A 24963-nucleotide genomic window follows, 5' to 3' on the forward strand; every position below is an offset into this window, starting at 1 on the left:
GCGGAACCTCGGGCATGTCAGCGTCCGGCACGACAGCAGCACCAACAGCCACGGAACAAGCACGTCGTCTGCGCCCATTACGGGACCTGTTACCTCGACCTCCAGCCCAAGCTCCTCACCCGCAGCGGCCGGCGCAGAGATACTGATCAAGGGCTTCAAATACCAGGGTACGGAAACGGTCAGCCCCGGAGCGACTATAAGTGTCACCAACGAAGACATCGAAGCGCACACCATCACCGCGGACACCAGTGCCACGTTCGATGCCGTCATTAAGGCCGGGACCGGCACCTTCACCGCCCCGACCAAACCCGGAACCTACCCGTACCACTGCACCTTCCATGGCAACATGAAAGGCACCCTCACCGTGAAATGACCCTTCACGGGATTGCCTGTCCATGGCGAACTGTCTCCGTCCGGGGCCGCAGTCCCCCTGGTCGGCGGGATTAGTTACTTTCCGCAATGTGCAGGAACCTCAGCCACTATGTGGTGGTTGAAGGTGCCCTGCACGGCATGTTCTTTGACCCACGGACTCGGAGGTCAACGAACATCCTCCTCAGCTTCCTTGCCAAGTGACCAACAGAAAACGGAGAAAATACAATGACCGGAACGAACACGTCAGAGCGGGCCCGGCAGTTGAAAGCGCTGCATGAGGCCCCGGAGATCCTTCGGGTTGTCAACGTGTGGGATGCCATCAGCGCAGCGACGGTCGCGGCGCTGCCGGAGACAAAGGCGATTGCGACGGCGGGCCACTCTATCGCCGCCGCATACGGCTACGCCGACGGGACGATGCCCCTGGAGATAGCGCTGGCAGGGGTCAAAATCATCGTGGACGCCGTTGACCTTCCCGTCACGGCCGATCTTGATGATGCTTACGACAACCCGGCCGAGACGATTCGCAGGGCCATTGGGCTCGGCGTTGTCGGGGCCAACGTTGAAGACCGGCTGCGGCCCTTCGATGAAGCAGTCGCCCGCGTGCAGGCCATCATGGCCGCCGCCAACGACGAAGGCATCGCGTTTCAGCTAAACGCCCGCACGGACGCGATCGCGCGGGCCGGTGACAGGCCCCTCAAGGTCAGCATCGATGACGCCATCAGCCGGGGCCGCGCATTCCTCGACGCCGGCGCCGCGCTGGTCTTCGTGCCGGGAGCACTCACCCGCCAGGTCATTGAGCCTCTGGTGGAGGGACTCGGCAGCGGAAAGCTCTCAGTCATCGGCGCACCGGGGGCCCTGCCCGCAGCCGAACTGCAGGACCTCGGGGTAGCCCGGGTCTCCTACGGCCCGTTCACGCAGCGTGTCGCCCTGCGCGCGCTCCGCGACCTCGCCACCGACCTTTACGGGACGGGCGTCCTTCCCGCCGACACGCCGCCCCTGAATTAGACAAAGACCAAGTCGGCCGATGGTGCCCCTGCGAACAGCAGATGACAGCATTGGGGGCGCGTTCGCACTGCTCTACAAACTCGTCCTGAGTTTATAAAACAACTCAATTCGCGCTCCGCCATTTCCTTGAGGTGACCCACTGGAGGGTTCTTCAGTTGTTGCCATTTGAGGCCGGATGAACATCCCTGGGTCGAACTCTCGGCCCATAGCCGTGATTACGACAACTACGTTGATGCCTGATCCGGGGGAGGGACGGCTCGGTGACCGGACTGAGGGCGGTCCGCGTCCAGCCGGCCGACCGAAGTACCAAGACGTAAGCCTTGGCCCCGGCCCGCGAAATCGTCGTCCAGCGTGTACCTACGGAACTCGGTTCCAGGTTCGGCTCGCCTTCGGGCCGCCCACCGACTGGCCAGGCTCAGCGAACTCATTTTCAGCTCCGGATCAGTGGCCAGGTCATGCCGTTCCCCCCGCGTTCCTGCATGAACAGGTATCAGGGAGCGGAAGTTCCGGACCGGCCGCAATCCTCGGTCGATCTGAAGAATATTCAGCAAGTCATGTTGTGCGCGGCCCTGGCCGCAATGAATTGGTGTACGCGTAAACCCGACGGAAGGACGAACGAGGATGAACACCCAGAAGAGATCGCACAGGGCGGTACCCGGTCCGCCGTAGGCAGCCGCTCCCCCACACAACCGAATAGGCCGCTCCGGGACCCCAGACACCCGGAACATCAGATCAGAGGCGAGAGTGTGCACAATGTGCACACGAAGAAACACAAAAAGGCCCCTGACCTGCGGAAACACTGTGCCCGAGGTGGGACTCGAACCGGGTTCCACGCCTTGCAAACACTGGACTCCCCCCGAAACATACGGAATCCGGCCCAGTCCGGCACCGGTACGGCCCAGTACGCGACCCAAAGTGTGGACACTGTCCACACCCCCAATTCTCCCCCGCAGAGGCCTCCCCCAGACAGCCCCACCCCGCCAGTGACAGGGTGTGGCGCTTCTTTGCCCTCAGAGACTTGATCCGGCCGGAGAAGTTCACCCTCGGCTGCACCCAGGTTCTGCCCGCTCCCGTTAAGGACTTCAGGGCACGCCCGCACGGCGCACTGAGTCGTCAGGCTCCGCATAACGATTCCGCCTCCTTTTCATCCCCTTCATGGTCCGATCAGCCGACATCCGCATGACCGGCAGACTCGGAAGGCTGACCCGTCACGCTGGTATCACCCGGCACCGTTGCCCACAGTACTGAGTCGGCAAAGCGGATCGACAGCTCCCGAAAACCCCATCGATGACACAACCGGTGTGCTCGGTCGTGGTGGTACAGAAAGTGAGGACAACCCGCGGAATTCGCGACTCAAGCCTATACAGGTGCTTCGATTTTGTGCGTCTCGAGAGGCTTTGGCTGTGGCCAGGAGCGCCGCTTGAACGGCTATGGGTCAACTACGATTTTGGTGAGCACGAGTAGGCGTGCGTGCATTCACCGCGCGGCAAGATCAACTAGGCGGTGGGTGATTGAAGCCGTTGACTCGTAAAGCTCCCTGTACAGCCCGTAAAGAATTTCGTATCTCGCGGACGATTCCTCTCGCGGCTGAATTACCGACATGATCGGATTCCAGTCATCGATTGCAACTGGGCACAGCGCATTTGCTGCCAGATACGCGACGCCGAAACTCGCGCCGATGGTCACCGAAGGTATTTGCTGTTCCAAGCCTGTGACATCTGAAACTATCTGTGTCCACAGGCCACCCTGTGTACCTCCTCCGACGGCAACCGTGCGTCCCACGGCGCCACCCAAATCTGATAGAGCCTGTACATTGTGTCGGACCCCAAATGCGGTTGCCTCCAGGGTGGCCCGATACAGGTCGCCACGGCTGTGATCCAAAGTGAGTCCTGCGACGACCCCCCGGGCGTTCGGGTCGGCTACGGGTGTGCGCTCCCCCGCAAAATACGGCAGCATGAGCAACCCATTCGCCCCGGGGACCGACTTATCTGCCTCTGACAGCAGGGTTGAAAAGTCGGGGGACCCAACTAACTTCCTAATCCAGGCAGTGATGGCACCTGAGGTTGCCATGCCGCCAGCAAGGTTATAGGTGCCGGGCACCACGCCGACGGTGCCCCACAATGAAGAAGAAGTGGCTCTTGCCTGCAGAGTATTAATCAGGAACATCGTCGTGCCATACATCAGCATCAAATCGCCGGGCCTCTGTGCGCCCACGCTGACGGATTCTGACCAGGCATCAATAGTTCCACCGATGACCGGGACACCCTTCGGGATGCCCGTCCTGTCCGCAGCCTCATCGCTCACGTGGCCGACGATTTCTCCGGGCCAGACGAGCCGAGGCAGGTCGATGGATAGAGTCAGGGGTTCTGCATATGGTAGATACCAGCCATGCGTGGAGGTGTCATACATTGGTGTGCATTGGCTCGCCGAGTGATGGTCAAGAATGTATTCACCCGTCAGTTGGTAGGCCAGCCAGGAACTGGGCATGAAGAGCATACGGGCTCTTGAGGCGATTGCCGGCTCATGATCTGCTAGCCAAGCGAGCTTAGGCCCTACAGCCTGCGTCGACAGCGCCGACCCACATCGATCCACGATCGACTGCTCGCCGAATCGACTGTTGAGGTAGTCGATCTGCTCCAGGGCCCGGGCGTCGATTCCGTAGAGGATCGCAGGCCGCAGCGCCTTGGCGTGCTCATCTGCAACCAGTACGCAGGGGCCCATGCCGCTGACCCCGACCGCTACTACGCGGACGTTTTCCGTAGCTGTCAGCTCATGGGAAATTTCCATGAACTCCTGCCACCAGATGGCAGCGTCCATTTCAACTTGGCCCGATGACGGTCTCGACACGTCATGATTGCGCACAGCAATTGCATGAATCCGTCCGCTGAAATCGACCAGCACGCCCTTGCTACTGGAGGTGCCGATATCGATGCCCAGAACAACTTCCAGCATCAGTTCCCCACCGTCCGAGGTCCGTGGCCCGCCCCTGGAAGGGCGGGCCGGATATTGATCACATTGTGGCGGAGGTCCGCCCGGCAAGCCTTGAAAATGACGATCATCCTTCCCCGTCGAATTTTCGGCGGGTCAGCATGACAACGTAGTCGGTCGTCAACCGCCTTCTGGGTTGTGGCCTTCGCTGACTCGGATTCCCCGATTAGCGGAGGGGAACATGCACATAGATCTATTGCTCGATTGCGTGACCATCAGTATCCAAGTGATCGCGCCACGAGCGTTTGGCCTTCCAACCCAGCATGCGTTCCGCTTTTGCGCAGGAGATCCCGGAGGCGTCGAAACGATCCAGTTTCCGCAGTTCGATCTGATCGCCGTAGTGCTCCTTAAGTATGGCGGCGAAGTCTCGGCCGCCGACGTTATCGGGATTGGCAATGTAGAAGACCTCGTGGCCGGGGATGTCAGACTCGACGGCCAGCAAAATCGCATCCGCGAGATCCTCCGAGTCAACGTAACTCCAGAGGTTTGGACTGAGATTCCCGGCATCGCGGACTTGGGCACCCAAGTTCCGTTCATAGTTACCTGTGTGCTGGACGTGACTCGGACGGATGGAAATGCAGCGCATGTTGCTCCGGCGAACAGCGGCGTCGCATAGCTCTTCGCCGAACAATTTGGACAGCGCATACGGATCCTGCGGCCGGATCGGGTGGCTCTCGTCGACAGGTGCGTAGTCCGGGAGAACCGGGCGCTCGGGGAAGAAGAACCCAGGAACGGTCTCGCTGGAGATGTTGACGAAGACTTTAACGCCTGCCCGCACAGATGCCTCAATCATGTTGAAGGTACCCATGGTGTTGTTCTGGAAGACAACGTGCGGGGGGTTATGTGTTGGTTCGGGAATCGCGCCGGCATGGACCACCGCGTCGAAGCCACGAACTATTCCGTAGACCTGACCGGCGTCAGTAAGGTCAGCCTGTTGGTAATCGGGTTCGCCCGGGAGAATCCGGTCGAATGCGTGGCGTCCGAGGTCCGATCCGGTGACCTCGTGTCCGCCAGAGATAAGGGCGCGAACAACTGCGGTGCCGACCTTACCGCGTGAACCGGTTACGAGAACTTTCATCTTTTCTGCTCCTCATATGTTGTGCTCCGGCGGGCATACGGCCATTCAGGGGCCGCATGCCCGGGTTTCGCTGGCTGCTACGTCACCTCGCCGCGGGCGGACGTAATGCTGATGAGAGCGGTGAGGGGACCTGCAGAATCTACGAGTGGGCGGGCACGCTGGCTTTTCGCCAGGCTTCCAGGAAACGCCACATCGCTGTCGCGCCAGGATCCTGAAGGCCGATGCTTCGCTCCTGGAGCCAAGCGGCCCGGCCGCGCCGCGAACGCAACGAACGTGTATCCACCACGGCCTTTTCTGCCGCGGCGATGGCAGCGTCCAGCCCGCTGGTTGCATCTTGGCCTATGTCGAGTGCGTCCGCCGCAGGCATGATGGCATCGACGATGGTCTTGTCCCCCAACTGTGTCTTGCCGCGCTGGGCGATGTTGTCCCCGGCGGCGCGAACAAAGCGTGCTGCCGCGGCGATGTCCACGTCCTCAACGTCCTTCCAGACCTTAGATCCCGCGAGCAGTCCGCCGGCCACTAGCGCAGCCATGGTGGATGGGTTGGCGTTGGCAAAAGCCTTTGCGCAGGTCCGGGCGATCTCCGAGGGGGTGGCGCCTTCCGGCAGTTCGCCAAGAGCGTCGATAACCGCACCCGCGCCGAGGGTGATGGTGATGCCCAGGTCGCCGTCTCCCAGTGCCTGGTCGAGGTCACGCAGCTCGTCCGCATACTTGACGACCTCTTTGAGGCTTCCTTGGATCTGTTCAATGAGCCGTGTCGAGTGCATGGTTCAAACCTCCAGGAAGAAGGGCGAGGAGGCCGGTGCTTCTAGCAGCGCCAGACGGTCATCGTTGAGCTTGAGAAGTGAGATGGAAGCGCCGGCCATCTCCAGGCTGGTCGCGTATTCGCCGATGTAGTTCTTGTTGATCAAAACACCGTGACCTGAGAGGATCTGGTGCACACGGCGGTACATGACGTAGAGCTCTTCCAGCGGCGTGGCGCCCATTCCGTTTACGAGAACGGCGACGCGGTCACCCTCGGCGAGCTCAAGATCTTCAACAAGCGCGCCAACCAGGCGGTCTGTGATGGCGTCCGCGGGCTCCAGGGCCCCGCGGTGGATGCCGGGCTCACCGTGGATCCCGATTCCGATTTCCATTTCGCCGTCAGGCAGGTCGAAGCTCAGCGAACCAGTTGTGGGAAGGATGGTTGGCGATAGGCCGATTCCCATCGTCGCCGTATTATCGACGATGTCCTCGGCGACCACTGCAACCTTGTCGAGGCTGTCCCCGCGCTCGGCTGCCGCGCCGGCGGCCTTGTAGGCGAAGATCAATCCGGCGACGCCTCGGCGCTCAAGGCGGTTGTCCTTGGGCTGGCTGGCGACATCATCTCGCCCCACAACGGTGCGTGTCTCTATGTCCTCAAGTTCCGCCAGATCGGCAGCGAGGTCAAAGTTGAAGACGTCCCCGCCATAGTTTCCGTATAGATAGAGCACTCCGGCGCCGCCGTTGACGGCTTTCGTTGCCTCGAAGCACTGCTGGGAGCTTGGGGAGCTGAAGACATTACCGATCGCCACGCCCGAGCACAGCCCCTGGCCGACGTAGCCCTTGAACAGCGGCAGATGTCCGGAGCCCCCGCCGGTGACAATGCCGACCCTGCCCGAGACGGGCGCATCTGCGCGGACGAGAATTCGGGGGTCATCGCCGGGAGTCTTCAGCTTGTCAGGGTGAGCGAGGAGGATTCCCTCGATCATCTCGTTGACGAAATCCTCTGGCTTATTAATGATCTTCTTCACGGTCTTCTTTCTTTTGACGTGTCGGAGGTTATTGGGCGGGCAGTGTTGGACGATTCTCGCCCTCAACCCGAGGGGTTTCAGGTGGGTTGGACTGCGGGTTTTGTCTGGCTCCTGCGGCTGCGCCACCGGACTTGGTCGAACGCCATGGCCGCTACGAGAATCGTTCCCTGGGCGATCGCGTACTGGTATGAGGAGAGCCTCAGAGCGGTGAAGCCGCTGGAAACGATCTGCAGGGTGAGGGTGGCCAACACGACGCCAAGGACGGTGGCGAATCCGCCGTTTGGATTCGTTCCCCCAAGTACGGCGATCACGATGACCAGGAGGACGTAGGAAGCGCCGTAGTCGGCAGAGGCAGTGGGGTTGCGAGCTATGAAAAATACGCCCGCGATGCCGCTAAGCAGGCCGGTCAAGACGTAGGTGCTCATGAGCGTCCTCTGGCTCGCGATGCCTGAGTAGCGCGCCGCCGTGGGGTTCGCGCCCTGTAGCTGAATTCTGAGCCCAAGAGGGGTTCGATTGATCATGACGCCGATGGCCACGGCCAGAAGGATGAACACGAAGAATAGGGTCGGAATCCCTCCGACGGTCGAGGCCCCGATGGCCGTCAGGGCCGCAGGAGTTCCGTTCAGGGTCTTGCCTCCCGTCCAGGCAATAGCGATCCCGTTGAAGATCTGCATGGTTCCCAGGGTCGCGAGAATCGGGGTGATGCCTACGACGGAGATCAAGACACCATTGATGCAACCTCCCGCAACTCCAACGGCGATGCCGGCGAGGAGAATGAGCGGGAATGATTGTTCCGCAAGAGTCGGATCGCCAGCGGCAACGGCCGTGTAGATCGTTGACATTGTGATGGCCGCGAGGTTGGCCGTCGCCACAAGCGACAGATCGATTCCGCCGGTGAGCATTGCCAGCATCATGGCAATCGCGAGTACACCGATTTCGGGTGAGTTCAGTGCGATATTGCGCAGATTGGTACCGCTGAGGAAGACAGAGGGCTTCAGCACTGCGAAAATTGCGAAAGCAATCACGACCAGAACCAGCATGCGTTTGACGCCGCCCTGCAGGCTCACACGGCCAAGTACGCGGGTCCACGCCGAGTCGACAGAGTCATTAAGCCGGTTCAGTGAATTCGTTTCGGTGTCGACGTTTTTCATGCTGCAACCTCCTGCTTCTGGGGGGCCTCATCGAGGATGCGGGCCTGGGTGCTCCGGCGGGAGGCTATCGCCTGGATGCCAACACCGATAATCAGAAGAACACCGACGGCGGTCCGCTGCCATGCGCTGGGGACGCCTGCCAGTATGAGGCTGTTGTAGATCACCTGGACCAGCAGGACGCCCAACGTGGTTCCCAGAACCGAACCTCGACCGCCAAAGATCGATGCTCCGCCGAGGACGACGGCGGCAATGATGTCGAGTTCGCTGCCGACGAGGATTTGGGGGCTGGCGCTGCGTCCCATGATGACGTAGATGAGGCCGCCGACCGCTGCCATGGTGCCCGCAATGACGTAGACGGTCATCTGGGTGCGAACCACTCGGATTCCGGCCCGGCGCGCGGCCTCAACATCCCCGCCAATGGCGTAGATGCTTCGTCCGAACATCGTGCTCCGAAGGACCCAGGCGAGTCCGAGCGCCAGAAGCACCGCGGGGACCACGAGAACGTGCAGATAAGCGCTTCCGCTGGACGTGTCGACTTCGAAGAGGTTCGTCGTCGAGATCTGGGCCATCGAAGCCGGCAGATCGGCGATGTAGCGGGAACCGACGTAAGTCAGCAGGGCGCCCTTGAAGATGCCCTGAGTACCCAGGGTGACGATAAGGGTTGGCAACCTGAACTTCGCTATTAGGAAGCCGTTGATTGCTCCCAGCGACGCTCCGATCAGGAGCGCCAGAACGAACACTCCCACAAGCCCGAGATCCGGCATCCCGGTCTCGAGCGCTCGGACCGTGGTGTAGGCCGCAAACACTGCGATAGCGGCAAATGAGACGTCAATGCCGCCGGAGATGATCACCATGAGAACACCGAGGGCAAAAATAAGCGGCACGATCGAGCTGCGAAGGATACTGAAGGCCGTCGGCAGCGAGAAGAACACGGGGTTTGCGATGGACATGGCCACAATGAGGGCCAGGAGGACGACGGCGAGGACGCCTTCGTTGTTTGGGCCCCGGAGTAGCCGAAGTCGTGCCGGAGTATTGAGCCTCGTGCCGCTCATGCAGCCACCTTCTCTCGGATGATGTCCACAGCGACATCGTCGCCTTCGAGAACTTCGACAACCCTGCCGTGCCGTACGACAAGCACTCGGTGGCAGCAGGCCACCAGTTCGGGTGCGTCGTCTGAAATGACGATGATGCCCATCCCCTGGGCTGCTTCGGCACGGAGGATACTGAGGATCTCCGCCTTTGATCCGATATCGACACCGACGGTCGGTCCGTTCAGCATCAGGATGCGTGGCCGGCGCGCCAGCCACTTAGCGAGTACCACGCGTTGTGCGTTTCCGCCTGAGAGTGTTCGGACCGGGGACTGAACGTTCGGAGCCTTGACACGCAGCCGAGTGAAGAGTTCCTGGATTGTCTGCCGTACGGCTCGCAGATCAAGTGTTCCTAGGCGCGTCGTGTGCTCGTTCGGGGAACCGGCGATGATGTTGTCAGCTATCGATTTGTTCATGAAGAGCCCTTGGGTCAAGCGGTCTTCGGGGACGTACCCGATACCTGCCTCGATCGCGTCTTGGATGGAGCGGATGCGAACCTCTTTACCGTTGATCTTCACGGTTCCGGAGTCGTGCGGCACCGCGCCGAAGAGGGATTCCGCAATTTCGGTGCGTCCCGAGCCGAGGAGGCCGGTCACGCCGAGGATCTCGCCGCGCCGAAGGCTGAAAGAGACGTCCCTGTATGCCCCCTGCATCCCCAGTCGCTCAAGTTCCAGGACGACGTCTGACGCCGGGTCCAACTGGCTTACGTGGCGGGTTTCGTCCAGTTCCCGCCCAGTCATATGGAGTGCGATAGCCCTGGAATCCAACGTCGAGGCTGGGCTCGTGACAACGTTTCTGCCGGAGCGCAGGATCGCAACGCGCTGCGAAATCTTGAGGACCTCGTCCAGCTTGTGGGAAACAAAGATGAGCCCCACCCCCTTGGCGCGCAAACGCTCTACAATCACGAACAGCCTGTCGACCTCAGTGTGTGTCAGTGCCGTAGTGGGTTCGTCCATGATCAACACCCGTGCATCGCTGACGAGTGCGCGGCAAATCGCGGTCAGCTGCTTGTCCGCGACCGAGAGCTGCTCCACGTCGGCATCGAGATCAAGATGCAAACCCAGCTCGTCGACGATAGCCTGCGCTGCGGGACGTGCTCCCCGCGCGCTGTGAAGCCGACGTCTGCTTGCCACTGCCGCAGTCAGGACAATGTTCTCCGCCACGGTGAGGTTGGGGAATAAGGAGAAGTCCTGATAGATGACTTGGATCCCGCTTTTGATGGCGATGGTGGGGTCCATCGAAGAATACGCGTTGCCGTCGACGACGATCTCTCCGGAATCCGGCTTCTCGGCGCCCGAGATGATCTTGATGAGCGTCGACTTTCCGCAGCCGTTTTCGCCGGCGAGGCAGAGCACCTCCCCGGGCAGCAGTTCGAGTGAGACATCGCTCAGTGCGGCGACACCACCAAATGTTTTGACAATGTTGCGCACCTCCAGCACAGGCGCGGGCGGCCCGTTGAGGGCAGTGCTTGTCATATCGGAACCCTTTCAGGAGGGCGTGGGGCACTTGGTGCTGGCCCCACGCCCGGGACTATCAGAAGTTGTATTGCTTGGCAGAGGTGGCGTCCGCCTCGATTGATGCATCGCCCAGGAAGACGTTGTCGTAGCCATCGAGCTTCTTCAGGCTGTTGTAGCCCTTGATGCCCAGGTCAGTGCCGGCTTCGATCTTTCCGCCGGTGGCAAGAACGCGGGCGATCTCAAGCTGGGCCTCTCCGGCCAGTGCCGGATCCCAGAAGAAAATCTTGTCGATTCCGCCGGTTGCGAGGTACTTGCTCGCAGCGGAGGGAATTGACGTCCCCATGACGCAGGTGTCCTTCGCCTTTCCGGCTTCTTCCACCGCACGTGCAATGCCGGGAACGTCGTTGCCGGCAGAGCCTTCAAACCCCTTGATGTTCGGGTGCTTGGCGAGGACCTCCTTGGCCTTCTGGTAAGCCGCAGCCTCGTTGTCCGTGCTTTCGATCGGATCTTCGACGAGCTTCATATCCGGGAAGTTGGACTTCTGGTAGTCGGAAGCGGCCCCGACCCACTCCATGTGCGTCTTTGCCGTGAGGCCGCCGACAAACTGCACATATTCGCCCTTGCCTTCCATGCAAGTGCCCAAGCTCTTCATGATCTTCTGCCCGTAAACCTTGTTGTCGAAGGCCTCGATGTCGATGTCCACATTCTTGATTCCGGTTGCCTCATGCGCCACCGTGATGATGCCCTTGGCCTTGGCCTGGGCCAATACATTGGCGACGGCCTCCGGGGAATTCGGCACAACGGTGATGGCTGTCGGCTTTTGCGCGACAAGGTCCTCAATGATTTTGATCTGCTTCTCGGGGCTGACGTCATCGCCACCTTCAGTGCGTGTGTCGATGCCGGTGCGCTTGCCATAGGCTTTCACCCCCTCGTCCATTCGGTCGAACCACGCAATGCCCTTGAGCTTCACGACTGTCACCATTGTCATGTCTGATGCTTTGGCGGCGCCGCTCGCGCCCGGGGCGGCTGCAGCGGCTCCGCCGTCATTGACAGAACCGCAGCCAGTCATGAGGACGGCCGAGACCCCTGCGGCTAGAAACGCTGATGTTCGCAAAAGCTTCATCAATTCACTCCTTTGTGATCACGCATTGCGGATGCCTGAATCCGCGCATCGGATTCTCCGATCTGTGCATACGCTAGGCCATATTCGCGCACAAGTCGAGAGATTCGCGCAATCTTGCAAACATCCGTGCAGACATTGCGCGAAATCGCGCATCCGTCTACTCTTTAGCTCATACCTAAGAAAGGGGCCCGATGTCGCGCCGCGAGGAGATCGTCGAGCTCATAGACGAGCAAGGCTTTCAGAGCGTCACTACGCTCGCCCGGAAGTATGCAGTCGATGCATCTACGATTCGACGGGATCTGGAGCGTCTCGCCGAAGAAAAGAGAATTCGGCGCACCCACGGCGGCGCCGCACCGGCAGAGCCTTCTGCCCCAACCCGTACTACCGAGCTGCAGTCATGGGAAAAGGCGGCAATCGGCGCTGCCACCGCCGACCGGATTCTTGAAAACCAGACGGTGCTGCTCGACAGCGGGACGACGTGTCTTGAAGTAGCCAAGCACCTTGACCACTCGCGCCTGACTGTGGTGACCCACGACTTGCTGGTTGGACTCGAGATTTCCCGCAAACCGCGCATCAACCTGGTATTCATCGGCGGCGAGCTCCTTCCTGGCACCACCTCCATGTGGGGCCCAGCATCACTACAGCAGCTCGACAACATGCGGGTCAACGTCGCCGTTTTCGGAGCGGGAGCTGTGATGGACGACGGGATATACGCCAGCTCGAGCTACTCCATCGAGCTCAAACGCAGGATGCGCTCCGTGGCAGGCGAAGCGTTCTTCGTCGCCGACAGCTCGAAGTTCGGACGCGAGGCGCTTTTCAAGGTCTTTGGCTTCGAGGACTTTACTGCCGGAATCACGGACGATGGAATAGACCCGATCAGGGCGGCGCGCTGGCCCATCCCTCTCATTCGGGCGCCTGCGACCAACAAGCTAAAAAAGGGAGGCTAGCGATTTCCTTTCCGGTTCAGCAGTCCCTGGTTCTCCAAAACCCGACGGCATCTGCCTCTGCCTGCGGCGCTGTGACGGTGGGATCGGCCGGGACACCTTGCGTGCGCCCACAGGTGGCCGCTTTTTTCACATACCGTGGGGGGCAAGGGCCGCAGCCGGGACCTGGACTGTGACTTTTTGACGGAGGACGAACGTGGAATACATCAAACTCGGCAACACCGGCCTCGACATCTCGCCGCTGGCACTGGGATGCATGACCTTCGGGGACCCGGACCGGGGCCCGCATCCCTGGACGCTGCCGGAGGACCAGAGCCGGCCGCTGATCCGCCAGGCCGTGGAGGCGGGCATCAATTTCTTTGACACTGCCAACGTGTACTCCAACGGCTCGAGCGAGGAAATCATGGGCCGGGCCCTGGCAGATTTCACCCGCCGGGAGGAAACCGTCATCGCCACGAAGGTGCACGGGGTGATGCGACAAGGCCCCAACGGGCGGGGCCTGTCACGCAAGGCCATCTTCGCCGAACTTGATGCCAGCCTGACCCGGCTGGCAACGGACTACGTGGATCTGTACCAGATCCACCGGTGGGACCCCGCCACGCCGATCGAGGAGACTCTGGAAGCCCTTCACGACGTCGTCAAAGCCGGCAAGGTCCGCTACATCGGCGCATCCTCGATGGCCGCCTGGCAGTTCAGCAAAGCGCTGCACCTGCAGCAACTCAACGGATGGACCCGTTTCGTCACCATGCAGGACCACTACAACTTGATCTACCGGGAGGAGGAACGCGAAATGTTCCCCCTCTGCGCGGACCAGAAGATCGGGGTACTGCCCTGGAGTCCCCTGGCTCGCGGGAAGCTCACACGGGACTGGAACGAAAAAACCAACCGCTCGGAGAAGGACGAGTTCGGCAAGACCCTCTACACCACCGAGGAAAGCGACAGGGCGGTCGCCGAAGCCGTGCGCGGCATCGCCGAACGCCGCGGCGTACCCCGCGCCCAGGTCGCCCTGGCCTGGGTCCGCTCCAACAACGTCGTCAGTGCGCCGATTGTCGGGGCGAGCAAACCGGCCCACCTCCAGGATGCCCTCGCCTCCCTCGAACTGACGCTCACCCCCATGGAAAAGGCCGAACTGGAAAGTCCCTACGTCCCACACGCGGTCGCCGGATACTGAGCACCTCACGAGACCGACGAGCAGGGCTCTTTCTCTTCAGTTCCAAGGTCGAGCCGGTTTGCCACGTCTGTCTGATCGGCATTGCGCGCCATTTGGTTTACCGCTCCCGGAGCCCGAAGCCAGGCGCCAAAAAGATCCCGACAGCTGGCTACGTAACTAACCCTCTCGACCCCGGCATCGTCCACGTTCCGAACAGGAGCGTCCGCGAGGTGGAGGGCCGGGTACTGGCCATCATCAAGCGGGAATTTCCGCATCTGTCCAATTAGGCGAGCACTTCCCTACTAGTTCCAATCCCGTTTGACGCCAAGAGGCACCACCATGTCCGTCGAGACCACTCCGGAAGTAAAGCCACCGCCGAGCCGAAACCAACGGCTCATCATCATCGGGGCGGCCGCCGTTGTAGTCCTGGCGGTCATCGCCGTTGCTGTCTCATCCCAGGCAATCCGAGCAGGCCAGGAAGCAGACGCCAAGGTGAGCGTCGTAGCCAGCGCCTCCGCATTGTCGGCGGGTTTGGATGCCGCTCAGAAGGTCATCGACGACCAGCGCCCAGCCGACGCCAAGGAAGCCAACACGGTTTGCGAGAAGCGGCTCATCCAGAAGCACCCCACAGCTACCCCCAGGCGGGTAAGACAAAGTCCACCTACAAAGCTTCCGACAACAGCTACGACACCACAGGTGGCTACACCGACGCCCCAGCTGGAAACACCATCCCGATGCAGTTTGTCTGTTCCTCCATCACGACCGGTGGCACGAGCTGGAACGTGTTCCTAAAGTCTGATGGACACGGTTCACTGGTCCCTTAGAGCGACCGGCTAAGGGTGAATGATAAAAGCCACGTAAATGATTCTGGAGCCCGTCTGGCTGCGGTTGTCTGGAACCACGGTGGTAACGACCTGAACACTGACGTGCGCCGTTTCGTAACCGCGGATCAACCGGTTCACCTGGTCGCAGAGGAACTTGGCTGAGTCTGCGGAAGTGGTTTCCATCTTTGCTGCCATCGCTGGGCTCCTATTTGGTAGGTAGCGGAAACGTTACTGCTCCAGGTGGTGCTATGTCGCCCCTTCTTAGCCCTTGATCAACCGATGATGGTCGGGGCGCCGACGGCGGTTTAAACCGAGAATGCCCGTCTTTTCAAGGAAAATGGAGCTTGTCTGGAGCACATTCACCACCGAAAAGAGGGCATCTTGTGGATGCAATTTTCCTATGAGCGTGCCTGCATGTCATTTTCCTTTGACGAGCCGAATCTCGTGTCGGTGGCTGGGCTTCTTCCGGTGATGACGTTGGCCCGGGACGCCGGGCTGCAGGAACTCGCCGATGAGTGGTTGTCGGTGCCGACGGACAAGGGCGCCAACGCCGGGCTGAAGGTCGCGTCGCCGCAGGTGTCCCTGACCTCTTTGTCAGTCAAAACTTCAGCAGTCCCATCCGGTAGCTTGTTGCTGCCGCTGCCACTGCACACTAGATGCGCCCGCGTCATGCCGCACCACCGAAAACCGTCCATTAACGACAAAGAGCATCTTCGCTGTTTGTCATTCTGATCCCCCATCATCGCTGGGCGGGCCCTCCGCGCAACCAGAGCGCAATGCCCTGCGCTTGAGCCAGCAGGTGCCCAACTCCGTACTCCCGCACAAACCGCCAATTTTCAGTTTCCACTATCGGACCAACCCGGTTATTGTCTACTGTCCGCATATGAGCACGGTCAACGGTCGACCCGACTCGAAGTGTCGAATTGCGCGTCCACGGCATGGGCGACAAGCGACCACTCGACTCGATCGGTAGCGGCCCGGTAGTGGCATGGAGGTTTCCGCGGGGCCCGGACACGATTCATCCACCCCCGCTGCCCGACATGAGCTGCGCCTGTTGAACTGGCCGCGCACATCCCGCCGCCATGCCCGGGACGCAGTGTGGTTTGCTGCCCTGCCGTACTCGCTCATCAACGTTGCAGGGCAGACCGCCGATGCCAGGAACGGCGTGGCGAGGGATGCGGCCACTGTGACCTTGGTCGCATCGTGCACATCGTCGGCCTCGTCGTCATGCTTATTGGGCTTTTCTGGTCGCTCTTCATCACCGAAACCGTGCTCGGGTTCTTTGCAATCGGCGATGTCACCGGGTCCCATGGGTGCTGCCCTCCGTAGTGGCGCTCTTCGTCGCGGTTATCGTCATACGCGCAACCTACTTGCTTCGAAAAAATCACACCAAGACTGAGGCGCCGCGGGCATGGCTCGCAGGCGTTCATGTCGTGGGGACCGCTGCGTTCGGCGTGGTCGTCGTGATGTTCCCGCCATCGCATTGGCAGTACGCGGCTCCTTATGGGCTCGGCATCCTCACGTACCCTCGCCCGCTCGTCGAAGGCCCCATGAACCGCGAGGCGTTCTGCGCGCTTCTCGCCGATCACCCGTCCGAATTCGGTAGCTATGTCAACCCCATAAATTCGTTCATGGTCGTTTCAGTCGGGATCGGAAGCGGATCTCGTACGGCCTGCCAGTTCGTAGACATAATCAGGGCTGGCCAGAGAGTTCAGCTACATATCCGGTCTGTCCTCAGCGGGACCGTCGCTTCGACCCGGGTTTCGGGTGTCATGTAGTCGACGTCGTTACGGTGGGGCGGCGAGGGCGGCGGCAATGATCCGGCGCCTGCTCTGAGCGGCGGCCGGTTCGACGTCCTGGTCCCGAAGTCAACGAGGCAACATGGCCAACGCCGATAGCGCCCCTACTCCCTGCCGTCCTCGAGCGGGATGAGCATAGTGCGGAACGGACCCCCAACGGCGTGGAGGCCCCAAATACGATCGGCGACGTCGTCGATGCCATTGACAAGCTGAAGCTTAGGAATGCCCCCGGGGATCACGAGTTGCGCGACACGGACGCCCTCAACCTCGAGTGCGTCGTGGAGCATCTCACCGTAGGCGCTCTCGGCCGGGAACGCGACCGATGTGCCTGCGAAGTCGGCGCGTGCCTTCACCGAGGTCCCGCCGTTAATCAGGATGATGCTGCCGCCTCCTGCCTGACGCATCGCTGGTAGCACCGTGCGCACCGCGTGAATGAGCCCGAGGGCCGAGAACCGCAATGCTTCCAGCGCCAACTCTGGAGTCATGTCGAGCACCGGCTTCAGGTATTCACGCGACGGGAGCGGGCTGTACTGCAACGTGGTGATGGATCCCAACTCTGCCGCGGCACGTGCAAGGGCGTCCTCAAGCGCCGCCGGCACTAGCACGTCCGCGGCGTAACCACAGGCGGTCAAGCCGCCGGCCTTGAGCTCCGCGGCCATGACGTCAAGCTTCGACTGGTTCCTTGAGATCAGGGCTATCGAGAAGCCTTCGCGCCCAAACCTTCGCGCAACTGCCGCTCCGAGTCCCGGTCCAGCTCCGATGATGGCGATAACAGGCACGGCGGGTTCCTTCGATTGAATTATTGTCTCGACAATAGCGCGGTCAGGTTGGGCGACAGTTTGTCGGCATCACCGTCGACACACCCGAACCTCTGTGAGTCTAGTTCACGCCATCACTCGTCGCGAGAGCGCGCCTCAGCTGGAACGCGCGCCGCAACTGGAGGGCTCGGCCGATCGTTGCCGCGCCCAGGCGAACCGCCTAAACCCGCCGTCGTCAAGGTGCTTGGGATGCGGATTAGTCAAGCACTGTATGCCTCCGCCGGCCAACCCATAGTTCACGGGAGGCCCAGAAGGCGCGCCACGTGCTTAGAGATGTGCGTGATCGCAATGTGTCGGTAATCAACAGCTCTTCAAGACACGGACATCGTGTCGTGGAGGATCGAAGTAATCGACGTCGTGCCGGGCCGCCCCGTGTCTTGTAAAGATGCCTCACTCGCGATCGCGGCAGTTGATTGGCAAAGCTGTTTCAGCGCCGGCCCCCAGGTTCCGGTTTCCAGCCCAAAACCTGCGACTGAAACCCGATCGCTTAACAGACGTTGTGGAAGCAGTTGTAGATGCTGAGTCTTGTGGGTCGAACGCCCCGTGGGGGATCGTCAATCCGCTTCGGGGCCTCCATATCGCTTCCAGCCCGGCCGGTTAGACCCGTCTTCTACTCCCCCGCCCGGGGCCGCATCCGCAGCTCCCCTGCCCCCCCGGGCAAGAGCGCTCCCAACCTTCGTTCTATTCAAGCCGTATTGACCCAAGACGATTGGTTTGAGAACCTTTGGGCCTTTACCCGCTCAATTTTGTGCGTTAAGAGAGGAGCAGTCATGGAACCGATTGTCAGTAAAAGGGATGCCGGTCAGATTGTGCGGGCAGCACAGTTCCGGTCGGGAGTGTCCTGGGCCGCTATCGCACAGGCAGTCGGTAAAGATCCGGTCTGGGTCGTTGCCGCGCTGCTCGGCCAGCACGCGTTGACGGCGGCGGACGCAGAGATCGTCGGGGGGCTGCTGTCTTTGGATCCGGAGGTCCGGGAGGCTCTGCAGATGCCGCCCTACCGCGGTTCCTTCGATTCGCCGGTGCCATCGGACCCGACCATATACCGGCTCTATGAAGCGATCAACGTGTACGGGCCCGCGATCAAGGAGCTCATTCATGAAGAATTCGGGGACGGCATCATGAGCGCGATCAATTTCAAAGTCGACATCGAGCGCCGTGAGGACCCGGCAGGAGACCGGGTCGTCATCACTCTGGACGGCAAATTCCTGGACTACAACTGGTAGATCCTCTCCGGCCACCCGGATCGCCTCTCACCGGGAGCTGCGGGGCAGACCTGGGGGCGGTACTTGACGATTGGCAGCGTCGGGCCGAACTGCTCCTCGCCCACCTTGGAGTTGTCGCTGCTATGACGGGAAAATGATGGCTGCGGCGGCCGGTTAACTGGTGGGAAGGCAGAGGCAGCAAGGCCCAGCAACTCCTACAACTCGACCCCGAGGCCGGCCCGCCAACCGACTGGCCAGGCTCAGCAAGCTCATGATCAGTGGCCATGTCATGCCGTTCCCGAGGCATTCCTGCATGAACAGGTATCAGAACGGAAAATCCGGACCGGCCGCAAACCCAAGGTCGATCTAACGAATAATCAGCAAATCATGTTGTAGGCCATTCTGGCCACCATGAAGTGGTGAACGCCAAAACCAAGGGAAGGATGAACACCCAGAAGAGGCCCCGCAGGGCGGTACCCGGTCCGCAGTAGGCAGCCGCCCCCCACACAACCGAATAGGCCGTTTCCGGGACCCCACACACCCGGAACATCAGATCAGAGGCAAAAGTGTGGACACTGTCCACACGAAAAAACCCCAAAAAAGCCCCTGACCTGCGGAAACACTGTGCCCGAGGTGGGACTCGAACCGGACTCCGGCCCTTGCAAACACTGGGAACTCCCGAAAACATGCTGAATCCGGCCCGATCCGGCCAATATACGACCCAGTCCGACCCCCAGGGTGTGCACATTGTGCACACCCCTTTTTCCCACCTTTTAGACCTCGATGTCCGGGCAGACGGCTGCCGTCGCGGATCGCTCCGAGTCGCTTCGTCAGGCGATCTGGATTCGTTCGTCGCCGAGTTCAACCTCAACACGAAGCCGACCGCCAAGCGCCTCGACGTATTTCCGCAAAGTATCGATCTGGGCACGATCAATGTCACCGTGCTCGATGCGGGAAACCCTGTTCTGGCTGACATGAAGGCGCCCAGCCAGCTCGACCTGCGTCAGTTCAGAGGCCTCGCGGAGCTCCCGAAGCCGGTAGGCCCGGACCTCATCGACCATGCGCTTCTTGTGGGCATTCACAGCTGCCCGGTCCACCGGACGCTTTGCCAGTAGTTCCTCCATGGACTTCGCCACTATGCCCCTCCTTTCAGAATCCTCAGATGATCATCGAACAGGTCATCAGCAACCGGAATGTTCGTCTTGTACCACTTGCTCCAGTTGCCCGCCTTGTCCCCCGCGACAAGCAGGATCGCCCGCCGCTCCGGATCAAAGGCAAACAGGATTCGCAGTTCCGACCGCCCGCTCGACCCCGGCCGCAGCTCCTTCATATTCTTATGCCGTGAACGAACCACCGTGTCGACCAATGGACGACCAAGTTGAGGTCCGCGCTCGGCGAGAAGCTCTAATGCAGCAATAATCTGCTCATACGAGTCTTGGTCAAGACCTAACAACCATGGCTCAACTAATCCCACGTCAACTTTCCACATCGAGTCCATAATACAACTCAGGTGTTCTACAACTCAAGTGCTATATTGCGGCCGCCACTTGTTGGACGTGCAGTAGGGACGAGCCGTCACACCCATAACGGTTGTGGCCAGGCAGTGCGTCGCAGAGAAGAAGATCTGGCAAGGCGACGATGTCGTCGTATTCGAAGCGAGAACTCAGGCATCGTCCAGGTGCTTCAGCAGCCCGGCGTCGTGGCGCATTACGAAGTCCAGGCCCGCGCTGATTTCCTGCCTATGCCGGTGACCTTGGACGTCCGAACCGGCAACTTGGCCAAGAAGCGCCGACCTGGAGGTGTGCGCCTTGGCAGTAGGCTCATCCGGACGGCAGTCACAGTCGTCTGAAACACGCAGGTTCATGTCCACGTTCGATGATACTAAGCGGTATCAGGTAGTTCACTGGCGTGAGACGTATCCGGCTGCCCGACGGTGACCTCTCGAGAATACGGTTCCGAGGAGTTGTGGCAACGCAGACACCGCCGCCTACGGTCCTGTCGACGATGTTATCTGCTTTTGAGCTTGCGCGGATCAGGGAACCCGAGCGAGACGTAGCCCGGAGCCCGCTTGTTCAGGGACGCGGCCAGTACGGGTGTTGATTCGTCATAGTAGTCGTGAACTGTCGCCACAGTTTTCCCTGGGTACGGCCGGATTACCCGGCCGACGTACTGGACCAATCTGCCTTTGAACGACACCGGCGCTGCAAGGAACAGGGTATCCAGTTTGGGGCAGTCAAAGCCTTCTCCAATATATGAGCCGGTGCCCAAGACCAGCAGAGGCTGCGAATCATCGGTGGTGGCAAGAAGGTCGACGGCGGCCTGTCGCTCCTTGGCTTTCATCGCCCCAGTGAAAGCCACTGGCTTCAGACCAGCCGACTCGAACCGGGACCTCAGGGACTCAAGATGGGCTTTCCACGTAGTCAGTACAAGGATTCTGGAGTTCTGTTCGTAAGCTTCAATGACGTCGTCGTAAATTTGCTGTAGGCGTTCCTCATTGGTGATCAAGTCCTTGTAAAGGGCAGAGATCCCGCCCGGTTCGCTGGGGTCTGCGGCGCCGTCGTACGCGTATGAGGTCCGGTGCAGTTCCAAAGTCAGCGTCGGTTCGGCAATGTCATGTGCGTGCGTTGGCAGCTGCTGTGGAACAGCTGGGGAAATCGTGTGTGAGATTTGGCCGAGCTGGTGGTTGATCAGCGAGTCCAACTTGTCCCGTCGGTACGGTGTGGCCGTCAGCCCCAGCCAGTACCGGGCCTGGATCTGGTTCATGACGTGGGTAAACGCTGCCGCCGGGACGTGGTGACATTCGTCCACGATGACGAAACCGTACCCGGCGGTCAGCTCGGCAACATTTTCCCGCCGTGCCAGCGTGGGCAACAGCGCGACATCGACCCGACCCGTCGTCTTGGCACGGCCACCTCCGATTTGGCCGCACTTCTCGTCCAAGAATTCACGGATGCGGCTGCGCCATTGCTCCGCCAAGGCTTTGCGATCAACCAGAATGAGCGTTGCGACGCCACGCAGTGCCATCGCAGCACACGCCATAACGGTCTTGCCTGTGCCGGGCGGGGCCACCAGGACTCCGTGCTCGGCGGCAGTGGCGGCGTCCACGGCGTCTTGTTGTTCCGCGCGCAGGCGGGCCGAGCACTCGAAGCTGTGAGCAGCGCCTCCCGACCGTTCATCATCGATGCGCAGCGAGCTGCCACTCGATTCGACAAGTTGCTGTAATAAGGGCAACAACCCACGCGGCAGGATCAGGTCGCCGTCAAGGGTTTCGTCGTAGTTGCGCAGGTATCGGGGAATATTCCAGGTGGATCGCCTCTGGCGTTGGCGTTCATAGAACTCAGGGTTGGGCATGGACGCGGCATGCTTGACGGCCGAGATCATGGCTGGTCCAAGGTCTGCTGCCTTGAGAGTCAGGCGCGATGCGAATGTTGCATGGACGATCAGTGCCGGGCGTGGAACGATCTTCGACGATAGCGGCAGTTCTAGCCGGCGAACCTCTTGTCCAAGCCTAACTCCAGGCAATCTTCGGATATGCATACGAACCTCCCCGTCCGAGAGCCGATCCAGGCTGGAAAGGTACGCCCATTGGTCCTCGTATGGTTCGAGGGTCGTAGTGTCGAGGAACAACGTGGTGCCGTGCTGGCGGCGCTTGCCGTTTAGCGGCGCCGCGATCAGGTTACCCATACCTTTGCCCGAGTGAACGTCCTGGGCGGGGAAAAGCCTGTCATAACTGGCCAGGCTCATGCTGCCACGCAATGCCATTGCTTCGTGGATGAGACCCGTGCCAAGCTGGCGTGCTGCGGATGCCGGCATAGCTGTGCTGAAGAAGATCCATACATGGGCGCCACGTCCGGATTGGGACACTTCCAGCGCTGCGGGGATACCCCGAAAGCGAGCCGCCTTGACGTACGCCAGGGCATCGAGTGGCGCGAAGTCGGCCGGCAACGTGCCCTTTATCCAGGGTGTGTAGAAGGTGTCCTTGACCCAGTTAGCTGCCGGGTTACAGGTGCCAAGTACGAACTGTGGTTCGCCGTGGCGGTTCTCACGCCCGAGACGGGAGCCGACAATCAGCCATCCTTCACCGCGCAGCGGTAGAGCTTGCCCTCGGCCGTGGGGTGCTCGGTGATGTCCGTCAGCCACAGCTCGTTCGGGCCCGCGGCGGTGAAATCCCGCTCGACCAGGTCGTCGTGGACCGGCGGCGCGGGTCTGCGGTTCAGGCCACGCTTCTTCGAGAACACCGACCAGATGCCGTGGTCCCTGCACAGGCGCTGGACCCTGTTCTCGCCTGCCGTGATGCCCTTCTCCGGGAGTTCGTCGGCGATGAACCGGTACCCGAATGCGGGGTCGTCGGCGGGGTGTCCAGGGCGGCGTTGACGAGGTGCGCATCGATCCAACCGCGTTCCGTCACCGGACTGGCCCTCCACCGGTAATAGCCTTGAGTGCTGAACTTCAACACCCTGCAGGTCACCGCCACGGGAACACCGTCGGCGGCAAGATCCGTGACCAGCGGGTAGATCATTTTGGGTTGATGTCCGTGGCCAGATAGGCAGCCGCCCGGCGCAGAATCTCATTCTCCTGCTCCAACAGACGGTTGCGCTTCTTCAGCTCCCGCAGCTCGGCCGACTCCGACGCTGCCGGGCCGGCCCCGGATTCTTTACGTTCGGCGACAGCAATCCTGCGCTTAAGCGTGACCGCAAGCCCGAAATCCTTCGCAATCTGCGCCGGCGGCGCCTCGCCCTTGCGGGCCACATCAATAACATCCTGGCGGAACTCCGCCCCATAAGCCGTGGGCATGGTCAACATCCTTCCACGAGCACAAGCTCGCTAGGTCAAGGAGTCAACAAGACCGGCGGCAGTCCCGTCTATGGCCCGCGGAAGTACGTGCTTGGCCTTGAAGGAGTTACAGGGCTGGCAAGCCAGGATGCAATTGCTGACATGGTTCGGGCCGCAATAGAACACAGCGACGCGGTGATCGACCTGCATCCCTGCTTGGATTTCTTCTTTTGGCAGTAATAACACTGACCGCGTTGGTTGTGATCTCCCCACCCTCTCCAGCGCTTCCATGTCCAGCCGTCTATTAGAATTTCGCCCCGTCGCCAAGCGTTGTACTCGGCGCGGATAGCGCGCCGCTCATCCTTCGTGGTTCCCCGGAGTTGAATCTCAGCGAGCTTCATGCCGCCGTACTCAGCGCATGGCGAATCAGAAAGCTGAAATACTTCGCCGACCCAGCGAGATCGGGGTTGCTATGGGCAGCGAAGCCCATGAATAGTTCGAATTACATCTGCACTCATGGCGGCTCCGCGTCAATGGCCAAACTATTCACGCCGCTCTGCGGCAGCAGCGACTGATTGCAGCCCTGGTCCTGCGGGGGCCAAGCCCCCGCAGTTACGTTGTTGGGCTTTTATTGCCTGAGCACCCTGACACCAAGGCCTACGAAAACGTGCGGAGACTCTGCGCCTCGTTGCAGCAATCCGCGGCCACAACACTGGTGGGGGCACCGAAGAATCATTGCGCACCAAACCCACGTGATTGGCCATCCAGCCACTCCTGCACGATCATCAGGACTTCGTCCGGATTAGCCGCAGCAACAGAGCGCTGTTCCCCGCCGGGCGACAGGCCGGTAGTTATCCTCGCTCGAAAAAGGTGCTGGTGGTCCGGCTCGTGCCACGTCCGAATAACCATTAGACCAATCACCGGCTCCTTCGGATCCTCCGCACTATTCGTCGCAAGCTCAAAGCTCTGATCGTCGTCTGTCATGCACCCCAGCTTCTTCCCGATACGGCAAGCCATATGGATCAGGCAAGACAGTCCCCATGGGAGCACCGCCACCGACAACCTCACCGTGGCTACTTTCCCCGGGATCATGCCTCACCCATACCTCCTGTTGTCATGATCTTGCACGGGAAGCATCAGGACTTAGGCCACCTTTAGGAAAGTTTGACTCAAGATGCCGCAAAGAGCAGGGTTCACGAAGCTGGCTTTCCGCCGACATGCCGGGCCCAACACTCGTCTTGGGCCCACCTCGCTAGCCCGGGGTTTTCATGGGGGTGCCGCTGGGTTGGCGTATTAATCAGGGAAAGGGTGCTCTGAGCTGGGAAAATAGTGGTTGTCGAGACCGTTATTTGCCGAGCGAGGGAGCACCCTTTCGATGCAGAAGTCTACCGCTGTTTTCCCGTCCCTGCCGGTCAGTTTC

General features: G+C 60.7%; 20 protein-coding genes and 2 pseudogenes. 6 read left to right on the plus strand and 16 right to left on the minus strand.

The genetic code is table 11. The annotated features are described in order from the left end of the window. Nucleotides 1-196 precede the first annotated feature (196 nt). Nucleotides 197-373 (plus strand): cupredoxin domain-containing protein, encoded by a 177-nt coding sequence (locus PY310_RS21695; protein WP_419095522.1) that lies wholly within the window; start codon nt 197-199, stop codon nt 371-373. Nucleotides 374-597: 224 nt separating this feature from the next. Then, complete coding sequence (locus PY310_RS18590; RefSeq protein WP_275215976.1) at nt 598-1377, plus strand: isocitrate lyase/PEP mutase family protein; 780 nt, start codon at nt 598-600, stop codon at nt 1375-1377. A 1476-nt stretch (nt 1378-2853) separates the two neighbouring features. Here the strand turns inward: PY310_RS18590 and PY310_RS18595 are convergent. The 8 genes from PY310_RS18595 to PY310_RS18630 form a co-directional block, all read right to left on the minus strand. Continuing rightward, on the minus strand, nt 2854-4329 hold the full coding sequence (locus tag PY310_RS18595; RefSeq protein ID WP_275215977.1) for an FGGY-family carbohydrate kinase: 1476 nt from the start codon (nt 4327-4329) through the stop codon (nt 2854-2856). 229 nt (nt 4330-4558) lie between these two features. Next, the gene (locus PY310_RS18600; RefSeq protein ID WP_275215978.1) at nt 4559-5443 is read right to left on the minus strand and encodes an NAD-dependent epimerase/dehydratase family protein; all 885 of its coding nucleotides are present in this window, start codon (nt 5441-5443) and stop codon (nt 4559-4561) included. A 139-nt stretch (nt 5444-5582) separates the two neighbouring features. Beyond that, complete coding sequence (locus PY310_RS18605; RefSeq protein WP_275215980.1) at nt 5583-6209, minus strand: dihydroxyacetone kinase subunit L; 627 nt, start codon at nt 6207-6209, stop codon at nt 5583-5585. Between the two features lie 3 nt (nt 6210-6212). Beyond that, nucleotides 6213-7214, minus strand: a complete 1002-nt coding sequence (locus PY310_RS18610; protein ID WP_275215981.1) for a dihydroxyacetone kinase subunit DhaK — start codon at nt 7212-7214, stop codon at nt 6213-6215. 77 nt (nt 7215-7291) lie between these two features. After that, a complete protein-coding gene (locus PY310_RS18615; protein WP_275215982.1) occupies nt 7292-8365 on the minus strand; it encodes an ABC transporter permease in 1074 nt (357 codons plus the stop codon). After that, nucleotides 8362-9417 (minus strand): ABC transporter permease, encoded by a 1056-nt coding sequence (locus PY310_RS18620; protein ID WP_275215983.1) that lies wholly within the window; start codon nt 9415-9417, stop codon nt 8362-8364. The genes PY310_RS18615 and PY310_RS18620 overlap by 4 nt, the downstream gene beginning before the upstream one ends. After that, entirely contained in the window at nt 9414-10928 is a 1515-nt protein-coding gene (locus PY310_RS18625; protein WP_275215984.1) for a sugar ABC transporter ATP-binding protein, read from the minus strand. Before PY310_RS18625 ends, PY310_RS18620 begins: the two co-directional genes overlap by 4 nt. A 58-nt stretch (nt 10929-10986) precedes the next feature. Then, nucleotides 10987-11898, minus strand: a complete 912-nt coding sequence (locus PY310_RS18630) for a substrate-binding domain-containing protein (protein WP_275215986.1) — start codon at nt 11896-11898, stop codon at nt 10987-10989. Nucleotides 11899-12224: 326 nt separating this feature from the next. Here PY310_RS18630 and PY310_RS18635 point away from each other — a divergent pair, with 326 nt between their 5' ends. After that, nucleotides 12225-12980: a DeoR/GlpR family DNA-binding transcription regulator gene (locus tag PY310_RS18635; protein WP_275215987.1), complete on the plus strand. Its 756-nt coding sequence runs from the start codon at nt 12225-12227 to the stop codon at nt 12978-12980. Between the two features lie 193 nt (nt 12981-13173). Continuing rightward, entirely contained in the window at nt 13174-14148 is a 975-nt protein-coding gene (locus PY310_RS18640; protein WP_275215988.1) for an aldo/keto reductase, read from the plus strand. 812 nt (nt 14149-14960) lie between these two features. On the opposite strand, the gene PY310_RS18645 is transcribed toward PY310_RS18640, so the two are convergent. Then, the gene (locus PY310_RS18645) at nt 14961-15146 is read right to left on the minus strand and encodes a hypothetical protein (RefSeq protein WP_275215990.1); all 186 of its coding nucleotides are present in this window, start codon (nt 15144-15146) and stop codon (nt 14961-14963) included. A gap of 192 nt (nt 15147-15338) precedes the next feature. On the opposite strand from PY310_RS18645, the pseudogene PY310_RS18650 reads away from it, so the two are divergent. Next, nucleotides 15339-15521 (plus strand): annotated as a pseudogene (locus PY310_RS18650) (IS1380 family transposase); the annotation flags it as partial. A 1333-nt stretch (nt 15522-16854) separates the two neighbouring features. Here PY310_RS18650 and PY310_RS18655 read toward each other — a convergent pair. Next, complete coding sequence (locus PY310_RS18655; RefSeq protein ID WP_275215991.1) at nt 16855-17529, minus strand: SDR family NAD(P)-dependent oxidoreductase; 675 nt, start codon at nt 17527-17529, stop codon at nt 16855-16857. Nucleotides 17530-18338: 809 nt separating this feature from the next. Between PY310_RS18655 and cynS the strand changes: the two genes are divergently transcribed. Further along, nucleotides 18339-18791 (plus strand): cyanase, encoded by a 453-nt coding sequence (cynS, locus tag PY310_RS18660; protein ID WP_275215992.1) that lies wholly within the window; start codon nt 18339-18341, stop codon nt 18789-18791. A gap of 809 nt (nt 18792-19600) precedes the next feature. Here cynS and PY310_RS18665 read toward each other — a convergent pair. The 6 genes and pseudogenes from PY310_RS18665 to PY310_RS18690 form a co-directional block, all read right to left on the minus strand. Then, nucleotides 19601-19906, minus strand: coding sequence for a helix-turn-helix domain-containing protein (locus PY310_RS18665; RefSeq protein ID WP_275215994.1), 306 nt, complete (start codon nt 19904-19906; stop codon nt 19601-19603). Then, nucleotides 19906-20259 carry a type II toxin-antitoxin system RelE/ParE family toxin gene (locus tag PY310_RS18670; RefSeq protein WP_275215995.1) on the minus strand — a complete coding sequence of 118 codons (354 nt, stop codon included), beginning with the start codon at nt 20257-20259 and terminating at the stop codon, nt 19906-19908. The genes PY310_RS18665 and PY310_RS18670 overlap by 1 nt, the downstream gene beginning before the upstream one ends. 174 nt (nt 20260-20433) lie before the next feature. Then, the gene (locus PY310_RS18675) at nt 20434-20634 is read right to left on the minus strand and encodes a hypothetical protein (RefSeq protein WP_275215997.1); all 201 of its coding nucleotides are present in this window, start codon (nt 20632-20634) and stop codon (nt 20434-20436) included. A gap of 143 nt (nt 20635-20777) precedes the next feature. After that, entirely contained in the window at nt 20778-22715 is a 1938-nt protein-coding gene (locus PY310_RS18680) for a DEAD/DEAH box helicase (RefSeq protein WP_275215998.1), read from the minus strand. Between the two features lie 128 nt (nt 22716-22843). Further along, a pseudogene (locus tag PY310_RS18685) lies at nt 22844-23564 on the minus strand (IS3 family transposase); the annotation flags it as partial. 711 nt (nt 23565-24275) lie between these two features. Next, nucleotides 24276-24527: a hypothetical protein gene (locus PY310_RS18690; RefSeq protein WP_275216000.1), complete on the minus strand. Its 252-nt coding sequence runs from the start codon at nt 24525-24527 to the stop codon at nt 24276-24278. Nucleotides 24528-24963 lie beyond the last annotated feature (436 nt).

This window comes from Pseudarthrobacter naphthalenicus (genome assembly GCF_029076445.1).
Taxonomy (GTDB): domain Bacteria; phylum Actinomycetota; class Actinomycetes; order Actinomycetales; family Micrococcaceae; genus Arthrobacter; species Arthrobacter naphthalenicus.